The following is a 26,187-nucleotide window of genomic DNA, read 5'->3' as shown; positions in this document are numbered from 1 at the left end:
CTGCTCCGAGCTAGTCTTTTTTTATGAACATGTTTCGATTGCAGCTCTCTATAAATTTAGAGCAAACACTTACTTAATGTTTCTTCCACATTGACTTACTCAATATATAGTGATTATAACGTTCATTTTCTAACGTCAGTTGACCTTGATAGGTAAATTTACATTTTTCAATTACTTTATTTGATGAGACGTTGTTAATTAAAGCTACTGCATTAAGGATCTCTACATTCGTATTTGTAAACAAATAGTCAATCAAACCTATAGACGCTTTGGTTGCGTAACCCTTCCTTTGATAGTCATTTGAAATGGCGTACATAATTTCTCTATTTGGTATAGGAAGCTCATCTTTAATACCCGTACAGCACCACCCAATCAATTCATTCGTTTCCTTAATAAATACCCCTAGTTTTAAAAAGTGACCTTCAATGTTGGCAGTTCTTTTGGCTGCATCAAGAAATGCTTTATTTGCTGGCATCTCGTAATTGGTGACCCAATCTATCCTTTGTTCCTTGGTTGATTTCCAGTCAGGCAGGAACTTAAATATTTCTGGCTGATTTGATATTCTGTATATATGAATTGCATCTTCAATTGAAAACTCTTGAAGATAAATATCTTCACAATCTATTCTAAATAATTCCTCTGACGCCTTTTGCTTCATAACTTTTCCCCTTAAAATTCCTATTTTTATTAATCCTTAAAAAGCGCTTGTTCCAATAACCTGCTCTTTAATGAAACTTGACCTACTTTGTTGCTGAAAAATATTTTAACATTAAGTTTTTAATCCTCTTGTTCTTTAATAGCAAAAATACAATCTTAATGAAACCCGAATCAATAGGATGAAGATAGCTATTGTCATGCTGATTAATAGGCTATTTCACTTGTTAATCTGGTAATGAAAACAGGAATAACACTTACCTGTCAATAAAAAATCGAGCATAAATCCTTTGCGATTTTATGCTCGATTTCTAATGCTATTTTTTTGTTTTTCCACATGATCGGACTGTTTACTGGTGGAGACACGCGCTTTTTTCCCTTATAGAGCTATAACTTAATCAATTGAAACTTTGCATTTCCAAATACATCTTTTACATAATCAAGTTTAGTATGATCAAAATAGACAAAATCCTTATTATGGATCAAAACAGAAAGATCGCCGAATTCAAAGGTTTTATCATCGGTAATAGGCTGCTCTTCCAGAGACAGCTTAAGCTGAGGGCCGCCTCAGCCGATCCCCATTGAAAGTCGTACATACAGCTTCTCATCCTCAGTCTTTCTTTCCTTTTCTACTGCCTCAAGCAGTTTATCGGCTGCAGCTCCAGTCATTTTAAACATCGGGCCACCCCCTTTTACAGTAATTTGAATGTATCGGTTTTCTTCTAGTGATGTGATCCGAAGAAGTATCCCTGCAGAAAAATCATGCTGACCGCCAAGACTGCCAGCACACCGATAACTGGTATAAAAATGTTCCGGTTTTTCTCGCAGATTGCAGCAAGAACAAAATAAATGACAGCCATGACAGCGGCAAAAGCGCCTGCTTCAATGGCCTTCTCTGCTTTATCTGTCTGGAGAACGACAAGAAGCGCTATTCCGCCAAAAATAAAGATGCCGATCATATTCATTAACCGATATTGAGTCAAGCTGACACATCCTTCACTTTATTTTTTCTTTACCCTGCCCTTCCAACCTGTTAAACGGCCTGGCAGGAATCGCAGAGCTTGTGAAAATCACCCTGATAAGGGGTATTTTTTGCAAATAAAACATAAAGTATAAATAGGCCTGTTTCACTAATGCAGCCTGATTCAATTATTCGCTTTACACCGCATAGTCCTTTATAATGATTATGGAAAACAGATTGCGGGAAAGGAGACTTCTCATGAACATACATATAAATGACGATGCCGCACAATGGTATAAAGATGAACTTTCACTGGAAAAAGGTGACCATCTCCGTTTCTTTGCCCGCTACGGGGGCTGCAGCACTGTCCAGCAGGGATTCTCTCTCGGGGTTGCCAATGAAGAGCCGGTCAATGCAGGTGCAGTAACAGAAAAAAACGGCATCTTATTCTTTATTGAAGAAAAAGATCTTTGGTTTTTTAATGACCAAAACCTGTATGTTGAAATGAATCACAAGGCCAATGAGCCTGTATTCAAATATGAAGAGTAAGCAGCCGCCTTTCTAAGCGGCTGTTTTTTTCTATTTCAATTCAGTCCAGGGGATTGCGGATTCCTTCTTTGGCAAGAATCTGTTTCTGCCTGTCTCCCAGCAAATCAAAATGAGAATAGCCGTCTTTTCTAATATCAATCCATTCCGGCTTAAGGCCATGGGAAATCCCCCATTTTTTCAGCTTTTCCAAATCATTGCAGCCTACCTTTGTCACTGTTTTGCAGCCGGGGAAGCGGTCATCCAGCCAGTAATGAGTCAGGAAAGCAATTTCCCCTTTATCAATTTTATCTTTCCATTCTTTCAATTCTTTTTTTCCAATCCCAAATGCCACTGGATCACCTACTCAGCCGCTTCAGGAGCTTTTTTCGCTTTTTCATAGGCTTCGTGCCAATCAGGATATTTCCGCTTGATTGAAATGGGGCGGAAATTTTCCTTTTTCACACAAACATGCTTGGATATGCCTTCTACTGACAATTCGCCGGCCTCTGTCAATATTTCATAGCCATATGTGACACGGAATCCGTCATATTCTTCAATCCAAGTCTTGATGACAGCTTTTTCACCATATCTGACAGGCTTTTTATAGGAAGCGGCAATATCGATTACAGGAGAAATGATTCCGTCTTTTTCAAGCTCTGCATAATTGAAGCCAAGCTCCTCGATCAGCCTGGTGCGGCCAAGCTCCATCCAGACAAGATAATTGGCATGGTATACCACACCCATTTGATCGGTTTCAGCATATCGGACTTCAATTTCTTTCGTTGATATCAGCATCTTTATTCCCCTTTGTGATTTTCTTTACCGCCTTCTCAAAATCCTCTTTCTCTAGAAGGGATGCATTCTCCTTCAATTGATTCTCATCGCCTTCCATGAGCCTGAAGGCTTGGAACTGGATGGATTCATCAGCCAGATTGGCTGCAAGGCGCCCGTTGCCTCCGGCCTTTATGCCGGGCAATGCTTCATCCAAATAAGCAATTGCTCCTGCAGTCAAATCATACTTATATTGAGCGGCGTAATTCTTGATGATCTGGATAAGTTCTTCTGTATTATAATCTTTAAAATGAAAGAACTTCTTAAAGCGGGATTTCAGGCCTGGGTTGCTCTGCAGCAGCCTTTCCATTTCATTGGAATAGCCGGCAAGGACGACAACCAGATTTTCATTATGCTTTGTCATTTCATCAACCAGTGTGTCGATGGCTTCTTTGCCAAAATCCCCAGGCGATTCACTTAAAAGGGAGTAAGCTTCGTCTATAAAAAGAACACCGCCCAATGCTTCCCTGATGATTTTCTTCGTCTTGATCGCTGTTTGGCCTACATAGCCTGCAACAAGATCTGAACGGCCGGCAATGATGAGATGTCCTCTTTTCAGCATCCCGCATTTATGAAGCAGCTCTGCATAAATCTTCGCCACTGTCGTCTTCCCTGTGCCGGGATTGCCGGTAAATACGGAATGAAGCTGTACAGGCACTGATGGGAGATCCTGTTCGCGGCGGTACTGCTGCATTTTTACAAACGATATCAGCGACTCTACTTCTTCTTTGATGTTTTCAAGTCCGACAAGCCTTTCCAGCTGCTTCTCAGGGTTACTTCGTTTCCCATCATCCTGGTGAAGGATGAAGTCCTCTTTTTCGAGCAGTGTATAAGGAAGCAGGTGATCAGTGGCTTCGGTTTGCGCCCCTTTTTCAAAAATGGCGTCGAGGACGATATTTTTGGCTGTCCGCGCATTTCCGAAAGTGTCATCCACTTTTTCCTTCTCAAGCCTGCCTTTAAGCTCTGATTTTGCTTCATCAGTAAGGATATAATCATTGTCCTTCGCTATTCTATCAGCAATTTCCACAAGTTCATCCTCTGTATAATCCGGAAGATGGAGCTGGTTGGATTGAGGGAAGCGGCTCCTGAGACCTGGATTGGCGTCAAGGAACTGCCGCATTTCTTCCGGATAGCCTGCCAGAATCACTGCAAACTTGCCGCCATATTCCGCCCCGGTCATCATTGATACTAAAGTATCAATTGCTGTCTGGCCATAATCATTCCCTGTCTGGCCTTCCCGTTTCAGACTGTATGCTTCGTCAATGAAAAGAACGCCGCCGAGCGCTCTCTCAACAGCCGAGCGGACGTTTTCCTCTGTCTGGCCGACATATGCTCCTACAAGCTGGGAGCGGTCTGCTTCCACCACTTCTTCCCGCGGCAGGACGCCAAGTTCATGATAAATTTTTGCAAGCAGCCTTGCGAGTGTGGTTTTTCCTGTTCCCGGATTGCCCGTCAAAATCATATGGAGGCTCATTTCATCTTTGATCTGAAACCCCAGCTGCTTTCTTTTTTTCTGGTATTTCAGGAATTTATAGAAATCATTGACCCGGCTTTTTACCTTTTCCATGCCGATCATACTGTTAAGACTATCAAGTGCACTGATTTCTTCGGTTTCCTCTTCTTCAGTCTGGAATAAAGCATGCCACTCTTCTTTCAGTCCGGCAATTCGGTCAATATGCTTTTTCATGTCATTGACATGGGTTGCTGTATGGAAAACTCCTGAAATTGACTCTTCATATTCTTCAGCAGCCTTCAGCAGCAAAGATGTTTCATCAACAGCCGCATCGAGCAGGCTGATCAGGCTGGAGTATATATCTTCAAACTTCTTGTCTGTCAGTTCCTCTGACACTTCCCTCTTGCCTGATAGCCTTTCCTTCTCTTCTTCAGATGCATCCAGGAAGCTGCGGGAAATGCTGATATACTGCTCGGCGATTTTACGCTTTGCTGTCCGGTTGTCTGTTTCCCTGATAGAGGGAAAGACAAGCATATCAAGAAGCTCACGATGCTTCTTCCAATCCCTCTGGGCCATAAATCTCCGTGCCTGACCATTTTGCGGATCCAGCTCTAAAGCTTTGTCCATCCAGGCAGCGGCAAGGCTGTCGTCTTTATTTCTGCCAAGCCTTGAAAGAGCGGCAAGCGTAAGAATGGCTGAAACAGATCCGGGATCTTCATCACTGTTTATTTCCTTCAGCAGGCTTAACAGTCTGCCTTCATTGGATATATATCCGTTCTCGCTGTACTCTTTTTCCCATTCCGCAATACGGGCGAAGTTAGGGGAAGCATTTTGTTTCCTTTGATTCATCACTATCACATCTTCTTTTACAAAAATTATTTACTCTCCGCTTACGCGTCCGCTATCATTTTACCATATATTCATGTATGTACTAAGTAATCTGCCGCACTGGCCAGAGTATGAAAATGGCCCGGGTTCTGATGAATATCCCGGGCCAATGGCTTCATTATTCTATTCCGTTTTCCTGCTGTGCGCGATATTCGTCCTTAACCTCTGAACGGAAAGCGTCCAGGCTGTCCCGGCGGCGCTCGTTCTTAGCTTCGATCCGCTTTTTGTCTTCTTCGTTTGCAAACTCCATCGAAGCCTCTGCTTCCTGCATATTCTCAATTGTATGGACTATCATCGATTGAAGCTTCTCAACGTTATCGCTTCTGTCATCGGGATTTGGCCTGTTGTGTGCCATAACGGAACCCTCCTTGGCGGTAGTGGATTGTTGCCTGATTAGTTTGCGGAATATGTTGTTTTTTCATGTTGGAAATGAGTGGGTAAAAGGGTGGCCTGGCATATGCACATAAGGAAAAAATATCTGGTCATACAAACAAACAGCCGGCCCGATAAGGGACGGCTGTGATTTATCATTTATTCGCCTTTTGTTTGAATAACCTGAGCATGCTTGCCTGATGTATCCTGCATTTTCTTGCCTTTGTTGCCGCCGAATCCTCTTGATTTAGTTCCTATGTGGTTCGGCACAAACTGGCTGCTGTCTTTTTTCGGATTGCCCATGCTTATCCCTCCTCCCTTTTAATATCTCCTTAAGAGGGGGAGTTACGAATGGGAATTTATTCAGCTTTGCCCATACGTTTTTCTTCAAGCCTTACTTCAATGCGATCTATAGCAGCCTGATCTTTCAGAAGCTGGCGCTTGTTTTCAAGGACAAGCTCTGCAAATGTCTGTTTTCTCGGTTTTCTCATTTCTTTCACCTTCCTTATTTCCTATTCTAACAGTTAATATGCCCAAAAATTCCTGCAATTATTACAACTTTTTGAAAATTTAATCAGGACAGTAAAAAATCCTATACCTAAATAAAAAAGCACCCCATCAGGATGCTCATTTTTGCTTCATTTTTTCAGTCATTTCCCACATGGTTTCTGCTTCCATCGCTGATAAATATTTATCCCGAATTATACCTTTATCATCAATGAAATAAGTAGCAGGTACCGTCATGACTTTATACTGGGTATTAACCTCATCCTTGGCATCCAGCAGGATTGGAAAGGTGATTCCCATCTTCTCAATAAATTTCGCCGAGTTATATTGCGGATCGATATTGACAGCCAGGATGCTGATCTCATTCCCGGCTGCTTCATGGAATTTTTGCATCTCAGGCATCTCCTGTTTGCAGGGAGGGCACCATGGAGCCCAAAAATTCAGCATGACCTTTTTTCCGCGGAAATCTGAGAGCTTAACAATATTTCCCTGAAGATCCTTCAGCTGAAAATCAGGTGCCTCAGTACCCGCTGCAAGACCAGGCAAGTCCGCTTTAGCAGCATCGAGCGGCAATATGCCTGATATATGGAACAAAACTAAGAAGGCCATCAGCTGCATTACTTTTTTGGCCATAGCCAATACTCCTCCTTTAAAAGCTTATTTGATAAAAAAGTAAAGAATGCTTAACAGCCAAAATCCGCATAAAAAAGTGATGAGCGCATAGATAATCAAATAGACCGCTTCCCTGCCAGCCCAGCCATGCTTCCTGCACTGTCCGGCAAAATAAAGAGCGGCACCGAGTAAACCGAGAACAGCTTCTTTTACCCCTCCATTGAAATAAAGCAAGCCCAGGGGATTAGTCCATAAAAGTGACGGCTGGAAAAGCAGCCTGCCAAACTTATATATAAGAAACCAAATCAGCACTGCTGTAAAAAGCTTGTCCTCGAAGGTTTTTCGAAACTCTTGTCTATTTTTAAGATGAAAGAGGAAAAACAGATGGACGATCAGCAGCGAAAGAAGAGAAACCAGCAAGTCAATCTTGAGGCTGAACGACCCTAATTCAATTGTCTCCATTATTACGTTGCCCCCGTCAGAAAAATATATGAGCAGAAAGAGCTCACAGACAAAAAGCAAGCATTGCTGCTTGCTTTCTTGAAATTATGAATGAAAAAGCTTCTTTAACTCTTCGGGATAATTCCCTTGAATGATCCCTTTTTCGGTGATGATGGCTGTTATCAGCTCAGCAGGTGTTACATCAAATGCCGGATTGAAAACCTTGACTCCTTCCGGTGCAGTGGCTTTGCCGAACCCATGCGTAAGTTCTTCGGAGCCTCTCATTTCAATCGGGATAGCATCTCCTGATTCTGTCTTCATGTCAATGGTAGATGTAGGCGCTGCTACGTAAAACGGAATGTTATGTGCCTTGGCAAGCAGGGCAAGCCCGTATGTCCCAATTTTATTGGCAGTGTCCCCATTGGCGGCCACCCGGTCACAGCCGACAAAGACAGCTTCAGCCATGCCTTGTTGCATGACCATGGCAGCCATGCTGTCTGTGATAAGAGTCACATCAATGCCTGCCTGCTGGAGTTCCCATGCTGTCAGCCTTGCACCTTGAAGGAGCGGCCGCGTTTCATCTGCATACACCTTAAGTTCCCAGCCTTTTTCCTTTGCGAGATAGAAAGGCGCCAGCGCCGTCCCGTACCTTGCAGTGGCAATGCCGCCTGCATTGCAATGTGTCAGCACACCCATCCCGTCTTTCAAAAGGGCCAGCCCGTTGATGCCGATCATGCGGCATACTTCCTCATCCTCTTTTCTGATCAGGTGTGCTTCTTCCTCAAGCTTTTTCTTTATCCTGGCAACTGGCTGGTCTTTTTCCGCCAGGGCACGCTCATCCATTCTCTGTAACGCCCAGAAAAGATTAACGGCAGTAGGACGGGAGCTTGCCAGGTACTCAAGATTTTCTTTGAATTCTTTGTAAAATGATGAGAAATCTCCCTCAGGAGCCTTGTTGGCGGCCAGTACAAGTCCGTAAGCAGCGGCAATCCCAATGGCCGGAGCCCCTCTGACTTTCAGCTGCTTGATGGCGTCCCAGGCATCCTCCACCTTGGTGATTTCAAGAAATTCTGTGACAGATGGCAGCAGGGTCTGATCCAATATATATAATGTGCCGTTATCATATGTAACGGATTGAAGGAATGTCTGTTCCATTTTTGTTCCCCTCTCGAAGACTATTCAAATTTTTCTGATGCTACAAGCTATTGTAGCAAGAATTATGTATGAAGCATATATTTTTTTTACAGAAAAAAGCGCCGCAGCAATGCCGCGGCGCCTACACTTTTATTAGTTTTTAAGTCTTTCGCGCAGAACCATCTGCAGGATTCCGCCATGGCGGTAGTAGTCGATTTCAACTTCAGAGTCGAAACGGACAAGCACTTCAAAAGTTAGCTTGTTTCCATCTTCGTCTGTTGCTGTTACCTTAACAAAATCGCGTGGCCTTACATTTTCATCGATTTGGACATCGAATGTTTCCTTGCCAGTCAGGCCAAGGACCTCTGCATTTTCTCCTGCTTTAAATTGAAGCGGGAGAACACCCATAAGCACAAGATTGGAACGGTGGATACGCTCATAGCTCTCAGCGATGACTGTCTTGATGCCCAGAAGATTTGTGCCTTTGGCTGCCCAGTCACGGGAAGAGCCCATTCCATAGTCTTTGCCTGCAAGAACTGCAAGGCCAGTTCCGTCTTCCTTGTACTTCATGCAAGCATCATAGATGCTTGTTACTTCGCCAGTAGGCCAGTAAGTCGTGAAGCCGCCTTCAGTGCCAGGGGCAACCTGGTTGCGGATGCGGATATTCGCGAATGTTCCGCGCATCATAACTTCATGGTTACCGCGGCGTGAGCCATAAGAGTTGAAATCGCGCGGCTCAACGCCATTTTCGCGCAGATATCTGCCTGCTGGTGTATCCTTGCCGATCGCGCCTGCTGGTGAAATGTGGTCAGTTGTAACAGAGTCGCCGAATTTACCTACTACACGCAGTCCGTTAAGCGGCTTGACTTCATCCGCATTTGGCGTAAGCCCTTCAAAGAACGGCGGGTTTTGGATGTAAGTTGAGTTTTCATCGAAAGAATATAATGGTTCATTGCTGGTCTGGATTTCATTCCAGCGCTCGTTGTCGCTGAATACATGCTCGTATTCTTTCTTAAACAGCTCAGGTGTTACAGTCCTGCTGACAACCTCGTTCACTTCAGCAGTAGATGGCCAGATATCCTTGAAGAATACATCGTTTCCATCTTTATCTTTTCCGAGCGATTCATTTTGAAGATCGATGTCGACAGTTCCAGCCAGTGCATAAGCGACTACAAGCGGCGGTGAAGCCAGGTAGTTTCCTTTTACAAGCGGATGGATACGGCCTTCAAAGTTCCTGTTTCCTGAAAGGACGGAAGTGACAAGAAGATCACTGTCAGCTACTGCCTTCTCAATTTCCTCTCTCAGCGGTCCGGAATTCCCGATGCAGGTTGTGCAGCCGTAACCGACAAGGTTGAAGCCGATCTGCTCAAGGTATGGAAGCAATCCGGAATCACGCAGGTAGCCTGTAACTACCTTAGACCCAGGCGCAAGTGAAGTTTTTACATATTTAGGCACTTCAAGGCCAAGCTCGACCGCTTTCTTTGCCACAAGGCCGGCGCCGACAAGCACGTATGGATTTGAGGTATTTGTACAGCTTGTGATCGCAGCAATTGCGATAGCCCCAGTTTTCATTTTTGTTGAGTCTCCGTTTTGGAAATCAACGGTTACTTCTTTATTGATCTCTTTCTTGCTTAAGCCGAAGCCCTGGTTCCCTTGAGGAGCCGTAAGCGCCTGATTGAATTCTTCTTTCATGGCAGAAAGAGGAATCAGATCCTGAGGGCGTTTAGGGCCGGAAAGGTTTGCTTCAATTTCAGCAAGGTTGATTTCAACTACTTCAGTGTATACCGGTTCAAGTGAAGGATCGAAGAACAATCCATTCTCTCTGCAGTATTTTTCAACAAGCTTGATCTGCTCTTCAGATCTGCCTGTCAGGCGCATGTAGTTAAGTGATTCTGAATCAACCGGGAAGAATCCGCAAGTTGCACCATATTCAGGAGCCATGTTGGCAATTGTCGCACGGTCAGCAAGCGGCAGTGCCGTTACACCTGATCCAAAGAACTCGACAAATTTTCCGACAACCCCCTGCTGGCGGAGAACCTGTGTCACCTTAAGTGCAAGGTCTGTTGCTGTAGCCCCGTTAGGAAGCTCTCCAGTCAGCTTGACACCTACTACTTCAGGCACTGGGAAATATGAAGGCTGGCCAAGCATTCCTGCTTCAGCTTCAATTCCGCCTACACCCCAGCCAAGTACGCCGATTCCGTTGATCATCGTGGTATGGGAATCTGTACCTACAAGTGAATCAGGGAAAGCTTCGAAATCGCCATCCGGCGTTTCAACTGCCTGAACCACGTTTGCAAGGAATTCCAGGTTAACCTGGTGAACGATCCCGGTTGCCGGCGGAACAGCACGGTAGTTGTCAAATGCTTTCTGAGCCCAGCTAAGGAACTGGTAACGCTCGGCATTTCGTTCAAATTCAAGAACCATATTTGCTTCCAGGGAATCAGGAGTACCATACTTATCAACCTGTACTGAGTGGTCGATAACCAGGTCAACTGGCTTCTCCGGATTGATTTTGTCAGGATCTCCGCCCATGTCAGCCATTGCTTTCCTTAATGAAGCAAGGTCAACAACCGCAGGAACGCCTGTGAAATCCTGAAGGATGACGCGTGAAGGCTTGAATGGAACGTCTACTTCCTTCACTTGGTCAGATCCCCATTTTGCCAGGTTCTCTACATGCTCCTGTGTAATAACGCGTCCGTCAAACTGGCGCAGGACAGACTCAAGCAATACTTTAATGGAATAAGGCAACCTTGATACGCTGCCGATTCCTGCTTCTTCCAAAGCTGCTAATTGATAGTAATGATAGCGTTTACCGTCTAGTTCAAATGATTTCCTTGAATTAAAAACATCATTTTTAGACATATGTATTACCCCCTCTAATGATAATCATATACCAAAATTATAATAATTGTCGAAAAGTTTGAATTGTCATTTCCATCGCCACTTTTCTCACAATTCTTATCTTAATACAACCTTTTATATAAGTAAATAACAAGAAAGTTATTGTTTTTGATAAGTTTTACTTATTATATTTTTGATTGCAATTAATTTTGGCGGGATTGGACAGCTAACAGAGTCAATTTCTATATACCTTTTTGGGGTTTTTTAAAACAAATATTATTGCAAAAAAGCAATTTTTTACCGAATGAGGGCTGGTTTACAGGCAAAAGATATGAATGCGGAGGTGAGAATTTTGGCGAAACGAAAAGCAAACCATGTACGTCCAGGCATGAACGCAGCTAAAAGCCAGGGGCAGGGAGCCGGCTTTAACGAGGAATATTCAAATGAGCCATTGACAGAAGCCCAGAAACAAAACAATAAAAAACGCAAGAAAAACCAGTGACATCATCTGGTGGCTTGGTCCCCAAAATATAACAACAAAAAACCCCTTGAAAAGGGGTTTTTGCGTGATGATTAGTCAACAGCATTGACTTCCTGGATGATCCTTGACAAATCGCGCTGAAATTGCTCAAGCTGGCCCCGTTGATGTTCACTCGCTGTTTCAAGAGCATTTTCGATTTGTGCAAATGCTTCATTGACCTCATTTTGCAGGTGCTTCAGCTGATGGCCGTAGCTTGCGCTGTCGCGCACGATTTCATTATATAAGCCGCTGGCTTCGGCGAATCCTTGCTCTGCCGCCTGAAAAGCCTGCTGTTTGTCTTTATGGTATGGCATGTTTTCACTCCTGTTAATCAAGATGTAGTGTTAAATTGTGCAGTCGGCCGGGAAAATATTCGGTATAAAAACAACTGCAAAAAACATCCTAATGTTAGGAGGGATGGCAAATGAACAAAAACGACAGCAAAGATATGCACAAAAACGCCCCAAAAGGGGACAATACAGGTCAGCCTGAACCGTTAAGCGGCTCTAAGAAAGTGAAAAACCGCAACCATACAAGACAAAAGCATAATTCCGGGCACGATATGTAGAACATGGCAAAGAGGCTTGTCCCCTACTCTGGAGACAAGCCTTTTTCAATTTTGCTCAGGCAGGCAGCAATGATCCCTGCCTCTTCTTCAGAAACGGTCCGGAGATCAAATATCGTTTCTTCCTGGCGAATCCTTGCTATGATCGGCACCCCATCCTGCTCCCTTAGTTTTACGGCAAGCTCATCTGCAGTAATGCCTGGCATCCTGACCGCCGCTGCAAAGGTCGGCAGCTCAACATCCGGCATCGTCCCCCCTCCGACCATGCTGGTGCTTTCCATCACCCTCACCTCGGAATCAGGGCAGCCTAAACGTACTTCAGCAGCAAATGCTTCTGCCCTCTTCTTAAGGTCATCCTCACCGGCTAGCATATCGCGGATGACAGGAATCTCCATTAATGCCTTCTCATCTTTTACATATGCTGAAAGCGTTGCTTCCAAAGCCGCCAAGGTCATCTTATCCACTCTTAGAACTCTTGCCAGCTGATGCTTTTTCAGCTTATCGATTAAATCTTTCCGTCCTGCGATGATTCCTGCCTGGGGCCCACCGAGCAGCTTATCACCGCTGAAAGACACAATGCTCGCGCCGGCTTTCAGAACCTCGCTTACCACAGGCTCTTCCCCAATCCCATGCTTGCTGTAATCATACAGCACCCCGCTTCCGAGATCTTCGTAATAGATAAGCCCGCTCTTTGCGGCTTCTTCTGCCAGTTCACCGGCAGGAACACTTTTGGTAAAGCCGACGATCTTGAAGTTGCTCGTATGTACCTTCATCAGCATCGCGGTATCCTCTGTTACTGCTTCCTTATAATCCCGGAGATGAGTTTTATTCGTCGTTCCCACTTCTACCAGCCTGGCCCCTGATTCCTCCATAATGGAAGAAATCCGAAAAGAACCGCCAATTTCAACAAGCTCGCCCCGGGAAACAATGACCTCGCTGCCAGAAGCCAGCGCCCTCAGAACGAGGAATACGGCAGCCGCATTGTTATTGACGATCATTGCCGCTTCTGCACCCGTGATCTCCTTAACCAAACCTTCAACGAGATCATGGCGGGACCCCCTGCTGCCTTTTTCCAAATTGTATTCAAGGTTAGAGTAGCTCCTGGCAATGCTGGACATATGTTCAACAGCAGCCTCTGAAAGCCTTGCCCTTCCCAGATTGGTGTGAAGAATGGTGCCTGTTGCATTGATCACTTTTTGTAAGGCAAAGCTGTATTTTTGCTCAGCGGCAGCTTCGATATTATTAAATAAACGGATCAGAAATTCCTTGCTTCCCGGCTCGGGACCGCTGTAGTTCCCTGCCAGGATCGCCTGTCTTACTGAGTCAAGCGCCTCCTTGATCAGCTCGGCAAAACGGCCGTGCTCAAGCCCCAGCCTTTCCTGCAGGCTAAGTGCCCTTTCATCCCTCTGCATCTCGTGTACAGGGGGGATCTGTCTGAGAATATTGTTCACTTTTTTAATCCTCCAGCATATTAATTAGAAGTATTATATCATTTTCACCCTGTGCGGTTCTAATGAATATAATGGTCGCAACAAGGGGGCATTATTATGGGAAAGAACAGCGAAGATAATCCATTCAAGGAAATGGAAAAATGGATGGAGCATTTCTTTCTTGATCCGCTGACTTCTTATCTTGATCAATCAGCTTTCCGGATCGACATTTATGAGACGGATGCGGAATATATTGTGGAAGCCTTGCTGACAGATTTCACAGCTGCGATGCTTTCCGTCATATTAAACGGCCATGAGCTGATCATCAGGGCAGAAAAGGATAAAGAAACAGTCAGCCGGGAAGTCGATTTTCCATTTCTTATAACAGAAAAACTGGTTACCTCCCGATTTTCCTGCGGCATACTGGAAGTATTCATTTCCAAAACCAGTAAAGGCTCCGGCAAAGATCGCAAGGTGCCTGTACAATAACCGGCCATTTAGAGGTTAAATATAACGGAAGCCCCGCTCCAAAAAGAAGGCGGGGCTGTTCCTATTGTCATTTCATTTTATCAATGATTTCCTGGCTTTTAGGAAAGACGCCTGTCTCAAGCTTTGAATAGATTTTGCTTCCATTCACTGTCACTTCAAAGGCGCCGCCTGAACTGGGGACCAGCTCCATTTTTCCTACTTCAGACCGGAAATGATTAAATAGGTCCTCCGCGAAACTCGCGGCTTTTGGTGCGTAGTTTCACATCATGCAGAATTCTACCTTCACTTCATACTTTGCCATCAATTATCCTCCTCTCCTGCCAAGTTTGTATTTATTGTAGTACAAGCATCCCGGGGCCTGCAACCGTGCTGTCTTTCTCTCATTTTCATTTTTGAGGAATATGGGCTTCGCGCAATCGAAATACAGCATACTTTTTTTAGAACATGAGCTGTTAGATTTATAAAGGCTAAACAGACAGCAGGCAGTATACGATCCTTATATCGGACAGCATGTTAGAATAGTAATAGGGACCAGCCCGATACAGTATAAATCTAATTTTTTTTAGCATAGAAGGTGAAAATATATGAATATTGACCGTTATCTAGCCAGGATTAAGGCAGATATAAAGGAACCGGGACTGGAAGCGCTGGCACATCTGCAAAAAAGGCATATGCTAAGCATACCTTTTGAAAATCTGGATGTTATCAGGAAGGTCCCGATCAGTTTGGACAGGGATCAGTTTTACAAAAAAGTAGTGGAAAACAACAGGGGCGGTTTTTGCTATGAGCTGAACGGCCTTTTCCAAACCCTTCTTTCCAAGATGGGCTACAGCTCAGCCCTTATCTCCGGTACAGTCAAAACACCGGGCGGATGGGCCAGGGAAAACAGCCATGCTGCCATACTGGTCTATCTAGACCAGCCGTATTTGACAGATGTAGGCTTCGGGGACTCTGCCAGGCAGCCTATACCGCTTGATGGCACTGAGAAGGAGGATACGAGCGGTAAATATAAAGTCAGGAGTCTGGGAGGCGGCTGCTACGATTTGATGCATTATGCCAGCGGGGAATGGGTCATCAAGTACCGGTTTACTGATGAAAAAAGAGACTTGGATTTTTTCCAAGGTTCCTGCAGCTTCAATCAAACGTCAGCAGAATCGCCATTCACCAAAGATGATATTATTACGATTGCCACAGTAAACGGAAGAATCACGCTATCAGGGCACACACTGGTAAAAACAGAGAACGGGGAAAAGTCTAAAACAGATTTAGACAAGACTTCAAAACTGGTGGCGCTAAAAGAGTTCTTTGGAATAGTAGCGGAATAATTGCTTCATATAGAAAAAGCTGGCGGAGATGGTCTCCTGCCAGCTTTTTTCACCTGATTAAACGGTTATAACTTTCAGCTTTTCCAGCATATCTGCCGTCATTTTAGCAAGATCGTATTCAGCCTTAAAGCCCCATTCTTCTTTTGCTGCTGTGCAATCTATTGAATTCGGCCAGCTGTCAGCAATTGCCTGGCGGACTGGATCCACTTCATAGCTAAGTTCAAATGAAGGAATATGCTGGCGGATGGCTTCAGCAATCTCTTCAGGCTCAAAGCTCATTGCCGCAACATTGAATGAGTTGCGGTGCTTGAGCCGGCCTGCATCAGCTTCCATCAAATTGATAATAGCATCAAGGGCATCCGGCATATACATCATATCCATATATGTCCCTTTATCGATATAAGAGGTGTACTTGCCTTCTTCGATCGCTTTATAATAAATTTCCACAGCATAATCGGTAGTCCCGCCGCCTGGAGGAGTCACATAAGAGATCAGGCCTGGGAAGCGCAAGCCTCTCGTATCCAGGCCGAATTTATGAAAATAATAATCGCAAAGGAGCTCGCCGGCAACTTTATTGACCCCGTACATTGTCGTTGGACGCTGAATGGTATCCTGCGGAGTAGAATCCTTTGGCGTAGATGGACCGAAAGCGCCGATTGAGCTTGGCGTAAAGAACTGGCTATTCAGCTCCCGTGCAGCTTCCAGTGCATTCATCAGGCCGCCCATATTAAGGTTCCACGCAAAAACCGGGTTTGCCTCAGCCGTCGCAGACAGCAATGCTGCCATATGAATGACTGTATCAGCATTATGCTTCTTTGCTGTATCAAACATAGATTTAGCATCCGTAACATCCACGATTTCAAAAGGGCCGGACTGGGCCGCCTCAGAATCATTCCTGCGGATATCAGTTGCAATGACATTATCGGTACCATATATATTTCTAAGCTTGACAGTCAGCTCTGAACCGATCTGGCCAAGAGCACCTGTAATAAAGATCTTTTTCATCGTTTTCCTCCACCTAAATCCGTCGTTTCATATCTATATTTGATTCTTAAATGATACCCATTTCCTTGCCGACCTTTTTGTAGATCGAAAGTGCCTGGTCCAGCATATCCTTCGTATGTGCAGCTGTTGGCATATTGCGGACACGCCCGGTGCCCCGCGGAACAGTTGGGAACACGATTGATTTAGCATAAACGCCTTCATCATTTAATCGTTTGCTGAATTCCTGGGTAGCCACTTCATCCCCGATAATGCAAGGAGTGATAGGCGTTTCACTGTCTCCAATATTGAAGCCGAGCTCCTTCAGCCCCTTTTTCAGATAATCGGCATTTTCCCAAAGCTTCTCGTTCAGCTCAGTGCTTTCCATAAGGATGCTAATAGATTCGATGCAAGCAGCTACATCTGCAGGTGTAAGGGACGTTGAAAATAAGAATGGGCGGCTTCTGACTTTCAGCCAGTCAATCAGCTGTTTCTTCCCGGCCACATATCCGCCGACAACTCCAATGGCCTTGGAGAGCGTACCGATTTGGAAGTCCACTTTATCGGATAATCCAAAATGTTTAACTGTACCTGCGCCTTTGCCGAGTACACCAGATCCATGTGCATCGTCAACATATGTGATCAGGTCGAACTCTTCAGCTATTTCCACGATTTCAGGGAGCTTCGCAATATCTCCATCCATGGAGAATACTCCATCGGTGATGACCATGACTTTATTATATTGTCCGGACTCTGTCGCTTCCTTTGCTTTCGCACGCAGATCTTCCATATCAGAGTGGTTGAAGCGGATGATTTTCGCACGGGACAGCCTGCAGCCGTCAATGATGGAAGCGTGGTTCAGTTCATCGGAAAGAATAGCATCATTTTTGTCCATGACTGCAGAGATGGCAGCCATATTACAGTTAAAGCCTGATTGGTAAGCAATGGCTGCTTCTGTATGCTTGAATTCTGCCAGTTTTTCTTCCAATTTGATATGGATATCCATTGTGCCGTTGATTGTCCTGACAGCACCTGCTCCTACACCGTATGTATCAATTGCCTTTTTGGCACTATTTTTGAGCCTGTCGCTTGTAGCAAGGCCCAGGTAATTATTTGAGGATAAATTAATTAATTCTCTTCCATTAATTTTGATCATTGGACCGTTCGGGCTTTCCAGCGGGTCAATTACATTATAAAGGCCCCTGCTTTTCAGATCCTCGAGATTTTCATTTAAAAAGCTATCCAAGGTTTTGCTGGACATAATAATCCCTCTCTTTATATAGAATTTAATGTCATCTGTAAATATACATCTGTACTCCTCATAAAGACATTTCGACATTCGAAAAAGACTTGTATATCAAGGAGTTCCATACTGATTACTTTAACATATTTGATTGAATTGTACACATGAAAAGGACAATATAGAAGGTGCTTTTATTTTTCCCAATAGGAATTAATCTTAGTTGTAAATTAAAGAGGAAACCTTCAAGCTTCCTCAGAATTGAAGACAGATCAAAATGCCATTTGTCTTCAATTTTGGCTGAAAAATGGGGCTGCTGATTTTCGTTACAGGCACTTCGCTTTCCGCGGGGCGGCGCTGAGCCTCCTCTTCGCTTTGCTCATGCGGGGTCTCAGCTTTGCCGCTATTTCCCGCAGGAGTCTTCGTGCCTTCCACTACAATCAACAGGTTTTAATGACATTTATTCTATGTAAAACCAAACTTCTTTTGATTAGGAAACTGCCCTTTGAATGAATAATTCTACCTGACCTAATTGATGATTTTTGTATTAGATATGTCTTTCAACTGCTAGTTTTATTGTCTCTTTAAATTGTTAATTTTATATTAAAAAAAAACTTGCCTGAAATTAAATCAGGCAAGTTTCTTCTTAGTATTGTGGTACTGGAGGATCAAATCCTAAAACTTTTTCACCATCAACTGTCAGCCATACATAATAATGGTCAATTTCAGTTTTAAGTAATTTTTCAAGCTTCTTGATAATTTTCTCTTGAGCTTCAAAAGTAATTTGGGCTGTTTCCTCTCCGAGCTCGATACCCTGTAATCCAAGCATATCAGCAATCGCTCTTGCTTCATCATAAGATACCTCTACATATTTGTCGTACTCAGGCAGATAAGCTGCTTCTGCAGGCTTAATGCTGAAAACTGCACCAATTAATAGTGCCATGACCAAAACGCTGATCTTTTTCATTATTTTTCCCCCTTTTTAAATTTTGTCTTTCATTTTAAGGAAAATATCAACAATGTACGGATTGTACATAGTTCCTTTGCATCTGAGTATTTCTTGTAATGCCTCATCTTTTGTTTTTCCTTTTCGATAGACTCTATCGCTTATGATGGCATCATAGGAATCTACAACTGCTATAATAGAAGCTTCGACGGAAATTTCTTCGCCTTTCAGTCCGTATGGATAGCCCTTGCCATCATGTCTTTCATGATGCTGCTCTACTATCTTTCCTGCCTGAATTAAGATTGGCAGGCCAGTCTGCTCAAGAATTTCTTTCCCGAACTCGGAATGTTTTTTCATGATTTCCCATTCCTCATTAGTCAATTTCCCTGGCTTTCTCAAGATCTCAAGAGGTATTTTCAACTTGCCAACATCATGCAGAAAGGAGGCTATATTTAGACTCATCAGCTGTTTGGAATTAAAACCCAAATATTCACCAAACAACATAGACAGCTTATTAATCCTGCTGCAGTGGTCAACGGTGTATCCATCTTTTTCTTCTATTGATACAGCCAGATCCATCAGGTTTTTAGTTATCATGCTGTAATGGTGGAAAACCGGCTGGGATGTAACATATAAGAATTCTGTCGTTTCTTCAGCCTGAAAGTAATAATGCTCCTTGACAGGAGTTTTATAAAAGGAATCTCCAGCTTTATACGATTTCTTAGGATTATCTGATTGGAGAATCAGCTCTCCTGAAAGAATATGTATAAATTCCATAGCATTCCAATCTTCCTGTGGTTCAAGGCCCCATCTCGTATCGGCATGCAGCTTATGATATATAACCTCTGTACCATCGCCAGATGCGATCAGGGAAATCTGCAAGCCTTTCATGTGGACTGTTTCAATGAAACGATCTTCATTTATAATGCCCACTGTATTACCCTCATTTCTATTTCTAAGATTGCTGTCGAATCAAGAAGAAAAGATTGTCAAATTTCTTCTATTCTCCAACATTATAATACATAAAGTTAAATAGTAATATAGAGAATTAGAAAAATAAACAAGAATTTACATATATTTTTTGGTAAATAATGAGAAAGTCCTATAAACAGCGCACCAGCAGACATTAAACTGCCAATCTTTGCTGCAGCAGGTACCAAAAGAAGCAGTATTTTCACTGTTATCTTGGCTTTTCGCTTAACAACTTTTGAATAAACATACAAAAAATTGATTAGTTTACTCACATTGCTTTAAAGGAAAATGAACAGTAGACATGAAACCAGACAAAACTGGCTCGTATACATATTTGGAGGTTATATAAATGAAGCATCCGTTAAATGTTACTTCGGAGATAGGGGAATTAAAGTCGGTCCTTCTGCACAGACCCGGCAAGGAGGTAGAAAACCTTACCCCTCAATACTTAAAGAGGCTGTTATTTGATGATATACCCTATTTGCCGGCGATTCAAAAGGAACATGATTATTTTGCAGGAGTTCTGAGCAATCGGGGCATTGAAGTTCTTTATCTTGATAAGCTGATGACAGAGACGCTTGCACAGCCTGAAATCCGCAGCCGGTTCACGGAACAGATCCTGATGGAAAGCCAATCCAATGTAAATGGCTCTTTTGAGGCGGTCTCTGAGTATTTGAATTCATTGCCGGCTGATGAACTGGTGAGGAAAGTGATGGCCGGGGTACGAAAGAATGAAATTGATTTAAAAGAAAAAGTGCACCTTCATGAAATCATGGCGGATTCTTACCCTTTCTTCCTTGATCCAATGCCGAATTTATATTTTACAAGAGATCCTGCAGCAGTCATCGGCAAAGGCATAACCATTAACAATATGAATGAACCGGCCAGAAGACGCGAATCAATTTTCATGGATTATATCATCAAGCACCACCCTCGCTTTAAAGAGCATGATATTCCCGTTTTCTTTAATCGGGATGAACATTATACACTCGAAGGCGGAGATGAGCTGGTGCTGAGCAGAGAAGTTGCTGCTATAGGTGTCAGTGCCAGGACATCTGCACAGGGAATTGAAAAGCTGGCAAGGGAATTGTTTGCCCGCCAGGAGGATATTAAGAAAGTAGTAGCTGTCGAGATTCCTAAATCACGGGCCTTCATGCATCTGGATACTGTGTTTACAATGATTGATCATGATAAATTCACCTATCATCCTGCGATTGAGAACAGCGACGGGAAAATGAAAATTTATATTCTCGAGCAGGGGAATTCTGGTGAACTGAAAATCACAGAAAAGGACAGCCTTGTGGAAACCCTGAAGGAAGTCCTGAATCTTCCAGAACTGGTCCTCCTGCCATGCGGCGGTGGAGATGTCATTGCAGCAGCCAGGGAGCAATGGAATGACGGCTCCAATACCCTGGCAATCGCCCCTGGAGTAGTAGTTACCTATGACCGCAACTATGTTTCCAATGATATGATGAGGCAAAATGGGATCGAGGTGCTCGAGATCATGAGCTCTGAACTTTCACGCGGCAGAGGCGGCCCGCGCTGTATGAGTATGCCGATTGTCAGAGGAGAACTGTAAAAGGGCCTGGATGGCCCTTTTCTTTTGCTCTTTATTCAAACCACGCCTCGGTAAGAATCTTTATCCCTTCTGCAATTTCTTCGGCAGAAAGTCCTCCAAATCCCAGCATGATCGAATCATCACCATCTCCATTTGCCCAATACTGGTTCGCAGAATACACTTTCACACCATTTTTGGCAGCCTTGGCAGCAAGCTCTTCACTTTTCCTCCCTTCCAGCTTTATGAGGATATGAAGCCCTGCCTTTTGTCCAATCACAGCCGCTTTATTTCCCATCATAGAACTTACCGACTCCAGCAGCACTTTATGCTTTGCCTGATAAAGGACACGCATTTTCCGGATATGCTGGTCAAAGTCTCCTTCCTTCAAGAAGCGTGCTGCAGCTTCTTGCATTATGGGAGAGACTGGCTGGCTGTACAGGCTGAAGTCCCTTTTATAGCCAGCTATAAGGGCCGGCGGCAAAACTATGAAGCTCAGTCTGGCTGCAGGAAGAAAGGATTTTGAAAAAGTCCCAAGGTAAATGACGCGATCATTTTGATCCAGACTTTTAAGCGGCGGAATCGGCTGTCCCTGATATCTGAACTCGCTGTCATAATCATCCTCCACAATATAACCACCAGTTTCAGCAGCCCATTTCAGCAGCTTCAGCCGTTTATTGATTGATAGGACCATACCGAGCGGAAATTGATGGGAAGGTGTCACATAAACCGCTTTTGCCCTCTTTTCTGCAAGCTCTTCAACACTGATTCCATCTTCCTCCACAGAGACGGGTTCTACTTTTCCTCCCTGATGCATCAGCACTTTCCTCACCCCATCATAGCCTGGGTTTTCCATCGCTATCACTTCTCCGCGAAGCTCGAGTATACTCATAATCACTGAAATGCTATTTTGCGTTCCTGAAGTGATGATGATTTGTTCTGGAGTGCACTCTATCCCCCTTGATCTGTACAAATACCCTGTCAGCTCGGTCCTCAGGGACAATTGGCCTTGCTTGTCTCCATATTGCAGAAAAGAGAGATCGAATGCTGCTTCAGACAGGGCGTTTTTCCATCTCCTGGCTGGGAAAGCAATTGCATCAATATGGCCATATTGAAAATCAATTTTTGGTTTTGCCTGCTCTTTTTTTAAAATAACAGGCAATTGTTCTTTAACCTGTTTCAAGGGAAATTCATCTATTTTGTTTACAACGATTCCGCTCTTCGGCCTGCTCTCGGCATACCCTTCTGCAATCAGCTGGTGATACGCCTCTTCTACTGTATTTTTGCTTACGTCCAGAAATCGGGAAAACTTGCGGATGGAAGGGAGCTTTTCCCCTGGCTTCATTTTTCCTGACTCGATTTCCGACTTGATATACTGATATAGCTGCACATATAAAGGCAGCTGGCTTTCCCTGTCTAAAAACGGCGTCATCGTACACTCCCATCTGACCCTTTAAGATTATATGAAACTGTCACTTTAAAGATGGTCAAATTGATATTAATCTGAATATACCATAAATATCTAAGGAGTGGAGTATATGTTTCCAATGCGCCAATCAATGCTAGAAGTCAAAGATCCTGAAAAAATCAGCACCTTCCTTAAGCAGGCCAGAACAGGATATCTTGGACTCAATGACAGTTCTTACCCTTATGTGGTGCCTCTTAATTATATTTGGCAGGATGATTGTATCTATTTTCATGGAGCCTCAGAAGGAAGGAAAATGGAGCTGCTGAATAATAGTCCTCATGTCTGCTTTACAGTAAGCGAAGATTTTGGCACACTGACCGACCCCGTCCCCGCAAAAACAGATACAGCTTATATGAGTGTAATGGTTTTTGGGAAAGCATTTGTGCTAGCCAATGTAGATGAAGCAACTAGGGTTATGCAGAACATGCTGGACAAGTATGTACCCGGCTACTTCCAGTCACCTCTGCCAAAAGCCCATCTAGAAAAATACCGCTCCTCGCTTGGAAGCAGGACGGCCGTCATTAAAATCATTCCTGACATTATAACTGCGAAAGAGAATGCAGCAGAAAATGAAAAAAAGTACTATCCAGGCAAAACAGCGGCTGTCGACCTTAGGTGAAGAATATTAAAACATTCGGGGGATTTCAGTCTTAACTTCCATATAAAAAAGACGTGCAGCCTCCTGCACGTCTTTTATCAAGATTGAACAGCTTCTTCTTCAAGCTTCTTCATTCTCTCAGACACTTCCTCTTCTGTAAGGCCGTGTTCACTGATATAGCGGTTGCGCGGATGCACCCGGCATTCATGGCTGCAGCTACGCAGATACTTATGCTCATTTTCTTCAGAGGTCAGAATTTGCTTGTTGCATTCAGGGTTTGCGCATCTTACATACCTCTCGCAAGGTTCGTTTGTGTAATAATCGCGGCCGACGATGACATGCTCCTCCTGATTGACAGGAACGCTGATCCGGTCATCGAACACATAGCATTGGCCGTCCCACAGCTTGCCGCGCACCTCAGGATCTTTACCGTACGTCACGATTCCTCCGTGCAGCTGGCCGACGTCCTCAAAACCTTCTTTTAGAAGCCATCCTGAGAACTTTTCGCAGCGGACGCCTCCAGTACAATAAGTCAGGATCTTCTTGCCTTCAAACTTATCTTTATTTTCCTTGATCCATTCAGGAAGGTCGCGGAAATTTTGGATATCCGGCTTAATCGCCCCCTTGAAATGTCCAAGGTCGTATTCATAGTCATTTCGTGCATCAAGGACGACAGTATCAGGGTCCTGCATCTTTTCAAAGAATTCTTTTGGTTCTAAGTGTGTCCCTGTTAGCTTTAATGGATCGACATCATCTTCAAGGCTCAAGTTCACTAGTTCTTTTCTCACTCTGACGCGCATTTTTCTGAATGCATGCCCTTCTGCTTCATCAATCTTGAAAACTGTGCCTTCGAATAAAGGATGATTGTCCATCATGTCGATATAGGCCTGTGTCTGCTCCACTGTGCCTGACACAGTGCCGTTGATGCCCTCTTCAGAAATCAGCACGCGCCCCTTAAGGCCGATGCCGTTGCAGAAATTCAAGTGCTCTTCTCTTTGTGCCGCAGGATCTTCTATATGAACATATTTGTAATAAAGCAAAATTCTATATGATTGTGTATCCATGATTTTTTCTTTCCTTTCCAGACCAAATGCAAGATTCTGTTCCGGCAGGCAGCCCTATACCGGATTTTTCAACACATTCTATTATAACAGCCATATAAAGGGTGTCAAAAACTTTGTTTCCCCTTACCCGGGAAAAATGGACTGCCTCTAATGATAATTGGCATCTAACACACCTGGTTTACACTATTGTTTTTTAGTATGATGTAATAATGGATTATACATGCAAAGCGAGGAATATAAACGATGAGTTTATTAAATGTAGATCATTTAAGCCATACTTTTGGCGATAGAACTTTATTCAAAGATGTGTCCTTCCGCCTTCTGCAGGAAGACCATGTCGGACTTGTAGGCGCAAACGGAGTAGGAAAATCGACTCTTATGAATATCATAACCAATCAGCTGATCCACGACAGCGGCAAAGTGGAATGGACTCCAAATGTGCATTACGGCTATTTGGACCAGCATACAATCCTTACTCCTGGCAGGACCATGCGCGATGTGCTGAAGGATGCATTCCTTCCATTATTCGAACAGGAAAAAGCCCTTAATGAAGTGACAGCCAAGATGGCTGACGCTGCACCCGAAGAGCTTGAAGAGCTTCTTGAGCAGATGGGGGAAATCCAGGACAGGCTGGATGCCGGCGGGTTCTACTCTCTTGATATCAAGATTGAGGAAGCTGCGCGGGGGCTGGGCCTTGACGCAATCGGCCTTGACCGCGATGTTGCTGCACTGAGCGGCGGACAGCGTACAAAGGTTCTTCTGGCCAAGCTTCTTCTCGAGCAGCCGCAGGTCCTTTTGCTTGATGAGCCTACCAACTATCTTGATGTAGAGCATATCCGCTGGCTCACCGGCTACCTGAAGGAATATCCTTATGCATTCATGCTGATATCCCATGATACAGAATTCATGAATTCCGTATCAAATGTCATTTTCCATCTGGAATTTTCGAAGCTCAGCAGATATACCGCCAGCTATGATAAATTCCTCGAGCTTGCTGAAATCAATAAAAATCAGCATATCAATGCATATGAAAAACAGCAGGAGTTCATTAAAAAGCAGGAAGATTTCATCTCTAAAAATAAAGCCCGCTATTCAACAACAGGCCGGGCAAAAAGCCGCCAGAAGCAGCTTGACCGGATGGAAAGGATCGACCGCCCGGAAACTGCCGTTAAGCCTGCCTTCGAATTCAAGGAATCCCGCAGCAGCAGCCGGTATGTATTTGAAGGCAAAGATTTTGAAATCGGCTATTCCGATCCGCTCCTTCCAAAACTGAATATGACAGTTGAACGAGGCGAAAAGATTGCGATCGTTGGCTGCAACGGAGTGGGTAAATCCACGCTCCTGAAAACAATGCTCGGCAAAATTTCCCCTCTCAGCGGAAAAATCGAGCGCGGGGATTTCTTATTCCCTTCCTATTTTGAACAGGAAGTAAAAGCTGGCAACATCACTCCGATCGACGATGTATGGAGCGAGTTCCCAAGCCTTGACCAGCACCAGGTCCGTGCAGCATTGGCGAGATGCGGGCTGAAAAATGAACATATCTCACGCCCGCTGAATCAATTGAGCGGCGGCGAGCAGGCGAAGGTCCGCCTTTGCAAACTCCTAATGAATGAAAGCAACTGGCTATTATTTGACGAGCCGACAAACCACCTGGATATTACAGCAAAAGAAGAGCTGAAGCGTGCGCTGAAGGCTTATAAAGGCACTGTTGTGCTGGTATGCCATGAGCCTGACTTTTATGAAGACTGGGTAACTAAGACTTGGAACGTTGAAGAATGGTCCAAAAAAAAGAATCAGGCATAACCATTATCC

28 protein-coding genes and 1 pseudogene are annotated in these 26,187 nt (G+C 44.1%); 8 read left to right on the top strand and 21 right to left on the bottom strand.

Features of this window, described 5'->3' with window-relative positions:
• Positions 1-73: 73 nt before the first annotated feature.
• Both CYJ37_RS02005 and CYJ37_RS02000 read right to left on the bottom strand, forming a co-directional pair.
• Entirely contained in the window at positions 74-658 is a 585-nt protein-coding gene (locus CYJ37_RS02005; protein WP_101547707.1) for a GNAT family N-acetyltransferase, read from the bottom strand.
• Positions 659-1,376: 718 nt separating this feature from the next.
• On the bottom strand, positions 1,377-1,637 hold the full coding sequence (locus tag CYJ37_RS02000; RefSeq protein WP_129612246.1) for a hypothetical protein: 261 nt from the start codon (positions 1,635-1,637) through the stop codon (positions 1,377-1,379).
• Positions 1,638-1,873: 236 nt separating this feature from the next.
• Here CYJ37_RS02000 and CYJ37_RS01995 point away from each other — a divergent pair, with 236 nt between their 5' ends.
• Positions 1,874-2,164, top strand: coding sequence for a HesB/YadR/YfhF family protein (locus CYJ37_RS01995; protein ID WP_101547705.1), 291 nt, complete (start codon positions 1,874-1,876; stop codon positions 2,162-2,164).
• A gap of 40 nt (positions 2,165-2,204) precedes the next feature.
• On the opposite strand, the gene CYJ37_RS01990 is transcribed toward CYJ37_RS01995, so the two are convergent.
• From CYJ37_RS01990 to acnA, 10 genes are all read right to left on the bottom strand, one after another.
• Positions 2,205-2,495: a hypothetical protein gene (locus tag CYJ37_RS01990; protein WP_101547704.1), complete on the bottom strand. Its 291-nt coding sequence runs from the start codon at positions 2,493-2,495 to the stop codon at positions 2,205-2,207.
• A gap of 8 nt (positions 2,496-2,503) precedes the next feature.
• The gene (locus CYJ37_RS01985) at positions 2,504-2,938 is read right to left on the bottom strand and encodes an acyl-CoA thioesterase (RefSeq protein WP_101547703.1); all 435 of its coding nucleotides are present in this window, start codon (positions 2,936-2,938) and stop codon (positions 2,504-2,506) included.
• Complete coding sequence (locus tag CYJ37_RS01980; RefSeq protein ID WP_101547702.1) at positions 2,913-5,276, bottom strand: AAA family ATPase; 2,364 nt, start codon at positions 5,274-5,276, stop codon at positions 2,913-2,915. The genes CYJ37_RS01985 and CYJ37_RS01980 overlap by 26 nt, the downstream gene beginning before the upstream one ends.
• 157 nt (positions 5,277-5,433) lie before the next feature.
• Positions 5,434-5,670: a small acid-soluble spore protein Tlp gene (gene tlp / locus CYJ37_RS01975; RefSeq protein ID WP_101547701.1), complete on the bottom strand. Its 237-nt coding sequence runs from the start codon at positions 5,668-5,670 to the stop codon at positions 5,434-5,436.
• Between the two features lie 176 nt (positions 5,671-5,846).
• A complete protein-coding gene (locus tag CYJ37_RS01970) occupies positions 5,847-5,990 on the bottom strand; it encodes an acid-soluble spore protein N (protein ID WP_009790921.1) in 144 nt (47 codons plus the stop codon).
• A 56-nt stretch (positions 5,991-6,046) separates the two neighbouring features.
• The gene (locus CYJ37_RS01965) at positions 6,047-6,178 is read right to left on the bottom strand and encodes an FbpB family small basic protein (protein WP_022543828.1); all 132 of its coding nucleotides are present in this window, start codon (positions 6,176-6,178) and stop codon (positions 6,047-6,049) included.
• A gap of 136 nt (positions 6,179-6,314) precedes the next feature.
• Positions 6,315-6,827, bottom strand: coding sequence for a peroxiredoxin family protein (locus CYJ37_RS01960; RefSeq protein ID WP_101547700.1), 513 nt, complete (start codon positions 6,825-6,827; stop codon positions 6,315-6,317).
• Between the two features lie 24 nt (positions 6,828-6,851).
• On the bottom strand, positions 6,852-7,268 hold the full coding sequence (locus CYJ37_RS01955; RefSeq protein WP_101547699.1) for a hypothetical protein: 417 nt from the start codon (positions 7,266-7,268) through the stop codon (positions 6,852-6,854).
• Between the two features lie 84 nt (positions 7,269-7,352).
• Positions 7,353-8,402, bottom strand: coding sequence for an S-methyl-5-thioribose-1-phosphate isomerase (mtnA, locus tag CYJ37_RS01950; protein ID WP_101547698.1), 1,050 nt, complete (start codon positions 8,400-8,402; stop codon positions 7,353-7,355).
• Between the two features lie 132 nt (positions 8,403-8,534).
• Positions 8,535-11,243: an aconitate hydratase AcnA gene (acnA, locus tag CYJ37_RS01945; protein WP_101547697.1), complete on the bottom strand. Its 2,709-nt coding sequence runs from the start codon at positions 11,241-11,243 to the stop codon at positions 8,535-8,537.
• A 331-nt stretch (positions 11,244-11,574) separates the two neighbouring features.
• Here acnA and sspO point away from each other — a divergent pair, with 331 nt between their 5' ends.
• Positions 11,575-11,724, top strand: coding sequence for a small acid-soluble spore protein O (gene sspO, locus CYJ37_RS01940; protein ID WP_101547696.1), 150 nt, complete (start codon positions 11,575-11,577; stop codon positions 11,722-11,724).
• A 71-nt stretch (positions 11,725-11,795) separates the two neighbouring features.
• Here sspO and CYJ37_RS01935 read toward each other — a convergent pair whose 3' ends face one another.
• The gene (locus tag CYJ37_RS01935; protein ID WP_101547695.1) at positions 11,796-12,056 is read right to left on the bottom strand and encodes a hypothetical protein; all 261 of its coding nucleotides are present in this window, start codon (positions 12,054-12,056) and stop codon (positions 11,796-11,798) included.
• Between the two features lie 110 nt (positions 12,057-12,166).
• Here CYJ37_RS01935 and CYJ37_RS01930 point away from each other — a divergent pair, with 110 nt between their 5' ends.
• Positions 12,167-12,310 (top strand): small acid-soluble spore protein P, encoded by a 144-nt coding sequence (locus tag CYJ37_RS01930; RefSeq protein WP_101547694.1) that lies wholly within the window; start codon positions 12,167-12,169, stop codon positions 12,308-12,310.
• A 23-nt stretch (positions 12,311-12,333) separates the two neighbouring features.
• Here the strand turns inward: CYJ37_RS01930 and selA are convergent, their stop codons facing one another.
• Positions 12,334-13,758 (bottom strand): L-seryl-tRNA(Sec) selenium transferase, encoded by a 1,425-nt coding sequence (selA, locus tag CYJ37_RS01925; RefSeq protein ID WP_101547693.1) that lies wholly within the window; start codon positions 13,756-13,758, stop codon positions 12,334-12,336.
• 96 nt (positions 13,759-13,854) lie between these two features.
• Between selA and CYJ37_RS01920 the strand changes: the two genes are divergently transcribed.
• Positions 13,855-14,226, top strand: coding sequence for an Hsp20/alpha crystallin family protein (locus CYJ37_RS01920; RefSeq protein ID WP_101547692.1), 372 nt, complete (start codon positions 13,855-13,857; stop codon positions 14,224-14,226).
• Between the two features lie 67 nt (positions 14,227-14,293).
• Here CYJ37_RS01920 and CYJ37_RS01915 read toward each other — a convergent pair.
• A pseudogene (locus CYJ37_RS01915) lies at positions 14,294-14,473 on the bottom strand (Rdx family protein); the annotation flags it as partial.
• 337 nt (positions 14,474-14,810) lie between these two features.
• Here CYJ37_RS01915 and CYJ37_RS01910 point away from each other — a divergent pair.
• Positions 14,811-15,551: an arylamine N-acetyltransferase family protein gene (locus CYJ37_RS01910; protein ID WP_101547691.1), complete on the top strand. Its 741-nt coding sequence runs from the start codon at positions 14,811-14,813 to the stop codon at positions 15,549-15,551.
• A gap of 57 nt (positions 15,552-15,608) precedes the next feature.
• Here the strand turns inward: CYJ37_RS01910 and CYJ37_RS01905 are convergent, their stop codons facing one another.
• The 4 genes from CYJ37_RS01905 to CYJ37_RS01890 form a co-directional block, all read right to left on the bottom strand.
• Positions 15,609-16,556 carry an L-threonine 3-dehydrogenase gene (locus CYJ37_RS01905; protein ID WP_101547690.1) on the bottom strand — a complete coding sequence of 316 codons (948 nt, stop codon included), beginning with the start codon at positions 16,554-16,556 and terminating at the stop codon, positions 15,609-15,611.
• Between the two features lie 46 nt (positions 16,557-16,602).
• The gene (locus CYJ37_RS01900; RefSeq protein WP_101547689.1) at positions 16,603-17,793 is read right to left on the bottom strand and encodes a glycine C-acetyltransferase; all 1,191 of its coding nucleotides are present in this window, start codon (positions 17,791-17,793) and stop codon (positions 16,603-16,605) included.
• Positions 17,794-18,418: 625 nt separating this feature from the next.
• Entirely contained in the window at positions 18,419-18,739 is a 321-nt protein-coding gene (locus tag CYJ37_RS01895) for an 8-amino-7-oxononanoate synthase (RefSeq protein WP_165352537.1), read from the bottom strand.
• A 15-nt stretch (positions 18,740-18,754) separates the two neighbouring features.
• On the bottom strand, positions 18,755-19,651 hold the full coding sequence (locus CYJ37_RS01890; RefSeq protein ID WP_101547688.1) for an HD domain-containing phosphohydrolase: 897 nt from the start codon (positions 19,649-19,651) through the stop codon (positions 18,755-18,757).
• Positions 19,652-20,039: 388 nt separating this feature from the next.
• Between CYJ37_RS01890 and arcA the strand changes: the two genes are divergently transcribed.
• A complete protein-coding gene (gene arcA / locus CYJ37_RS01885; protein WP_101547687.1) occupies positions 20,040-21,269 on the top strand; it encodes an arginine deiminase in 1,230 nt (409 codons plus the stop codon).
• A 31-nt stretch (positions 21,270-21,300) separates the two neighbouring features.
• Here arcA and pdxR read toward each other — a convergent pair whose 3' ends face one another.
• Positions 21,301-22,677 carry a MocR-like pyridoxine biosynthesis transcription factor PdxR gene (gene pdxR / locus CYJ37_RS01880; RefSeq protein ID WP_101547686.1) on the bottom strand — a complete coding sequence of 459 codons (1,377 nt, stop codon included), beginning with the start codon at positions 22,675-22,677 and terminating at the stop codon, positions 21,301-21,303.
• Positions 22,678-22,783: 106 nt separating this feature from the next.
• Between pdxR and CYJ37_RS01875 the strand changes: the two genes are divergently transcribed.
• Positions 22,784-23,332, top strand: a complete 549-nt coding sequence (locus CYJ37_RS01875; protein ID WP_101547685.1) for a pyridoxamine 5'-phosphate oxidase family protein — start codon at positions 22,784-22,786, stop codon at positions 23,330-23,332.
• 77 nt (positions 23,333-23,409) lie between these two features.
• Here the strand turns inward: CYJ37_RS01875 and trhO are convergent, their stop codons facing one another.
• On the bottom strand, positions 23,410-24,375 hold the full coding sequence (trhO, locus tag CYJ37_RS01870) for an oxygen-dependent tRNA uridine(34) hydroxylase TrhO (RefSeq protein ID WP_101547684.1): 966 nt from the start codon (positions 24,373-24,375) through the stop codon (positions 23,410-23,412).
• Between the two features lie 243 nt (positions 24,376-24,618).
• On the opposite strand from trhO, the gene CYJ37_RS01865 reads away from it, so the two are divergent.
• Positions 24,619-26,178, top strand: coding sequence for an ABC-F family ATP-binding cassette domain-containing protein (locus tag CYJ37_RS01865; protein ID WP_101547683.1), 1,560 nt, complete (start codon positions 24,619-24,621; stop codon positions 26,176-26,178).
• Positions 26,179-26,187 lie beyond the last annotated feature (9 nt).

It is taken from the genome of Bacillus sp. UMB0728, from assembly GCF_002858875.1.
GTDB classification, from domain to species: Bacteria; Bacillota; Bacilli; order Bacillales; family Cytobacillaceae; genus Bacillus_AB; species Bacillus_AB infantis.
This window is presented reverse-complemented; position numbering and strand designations above follow the sequence as displayed.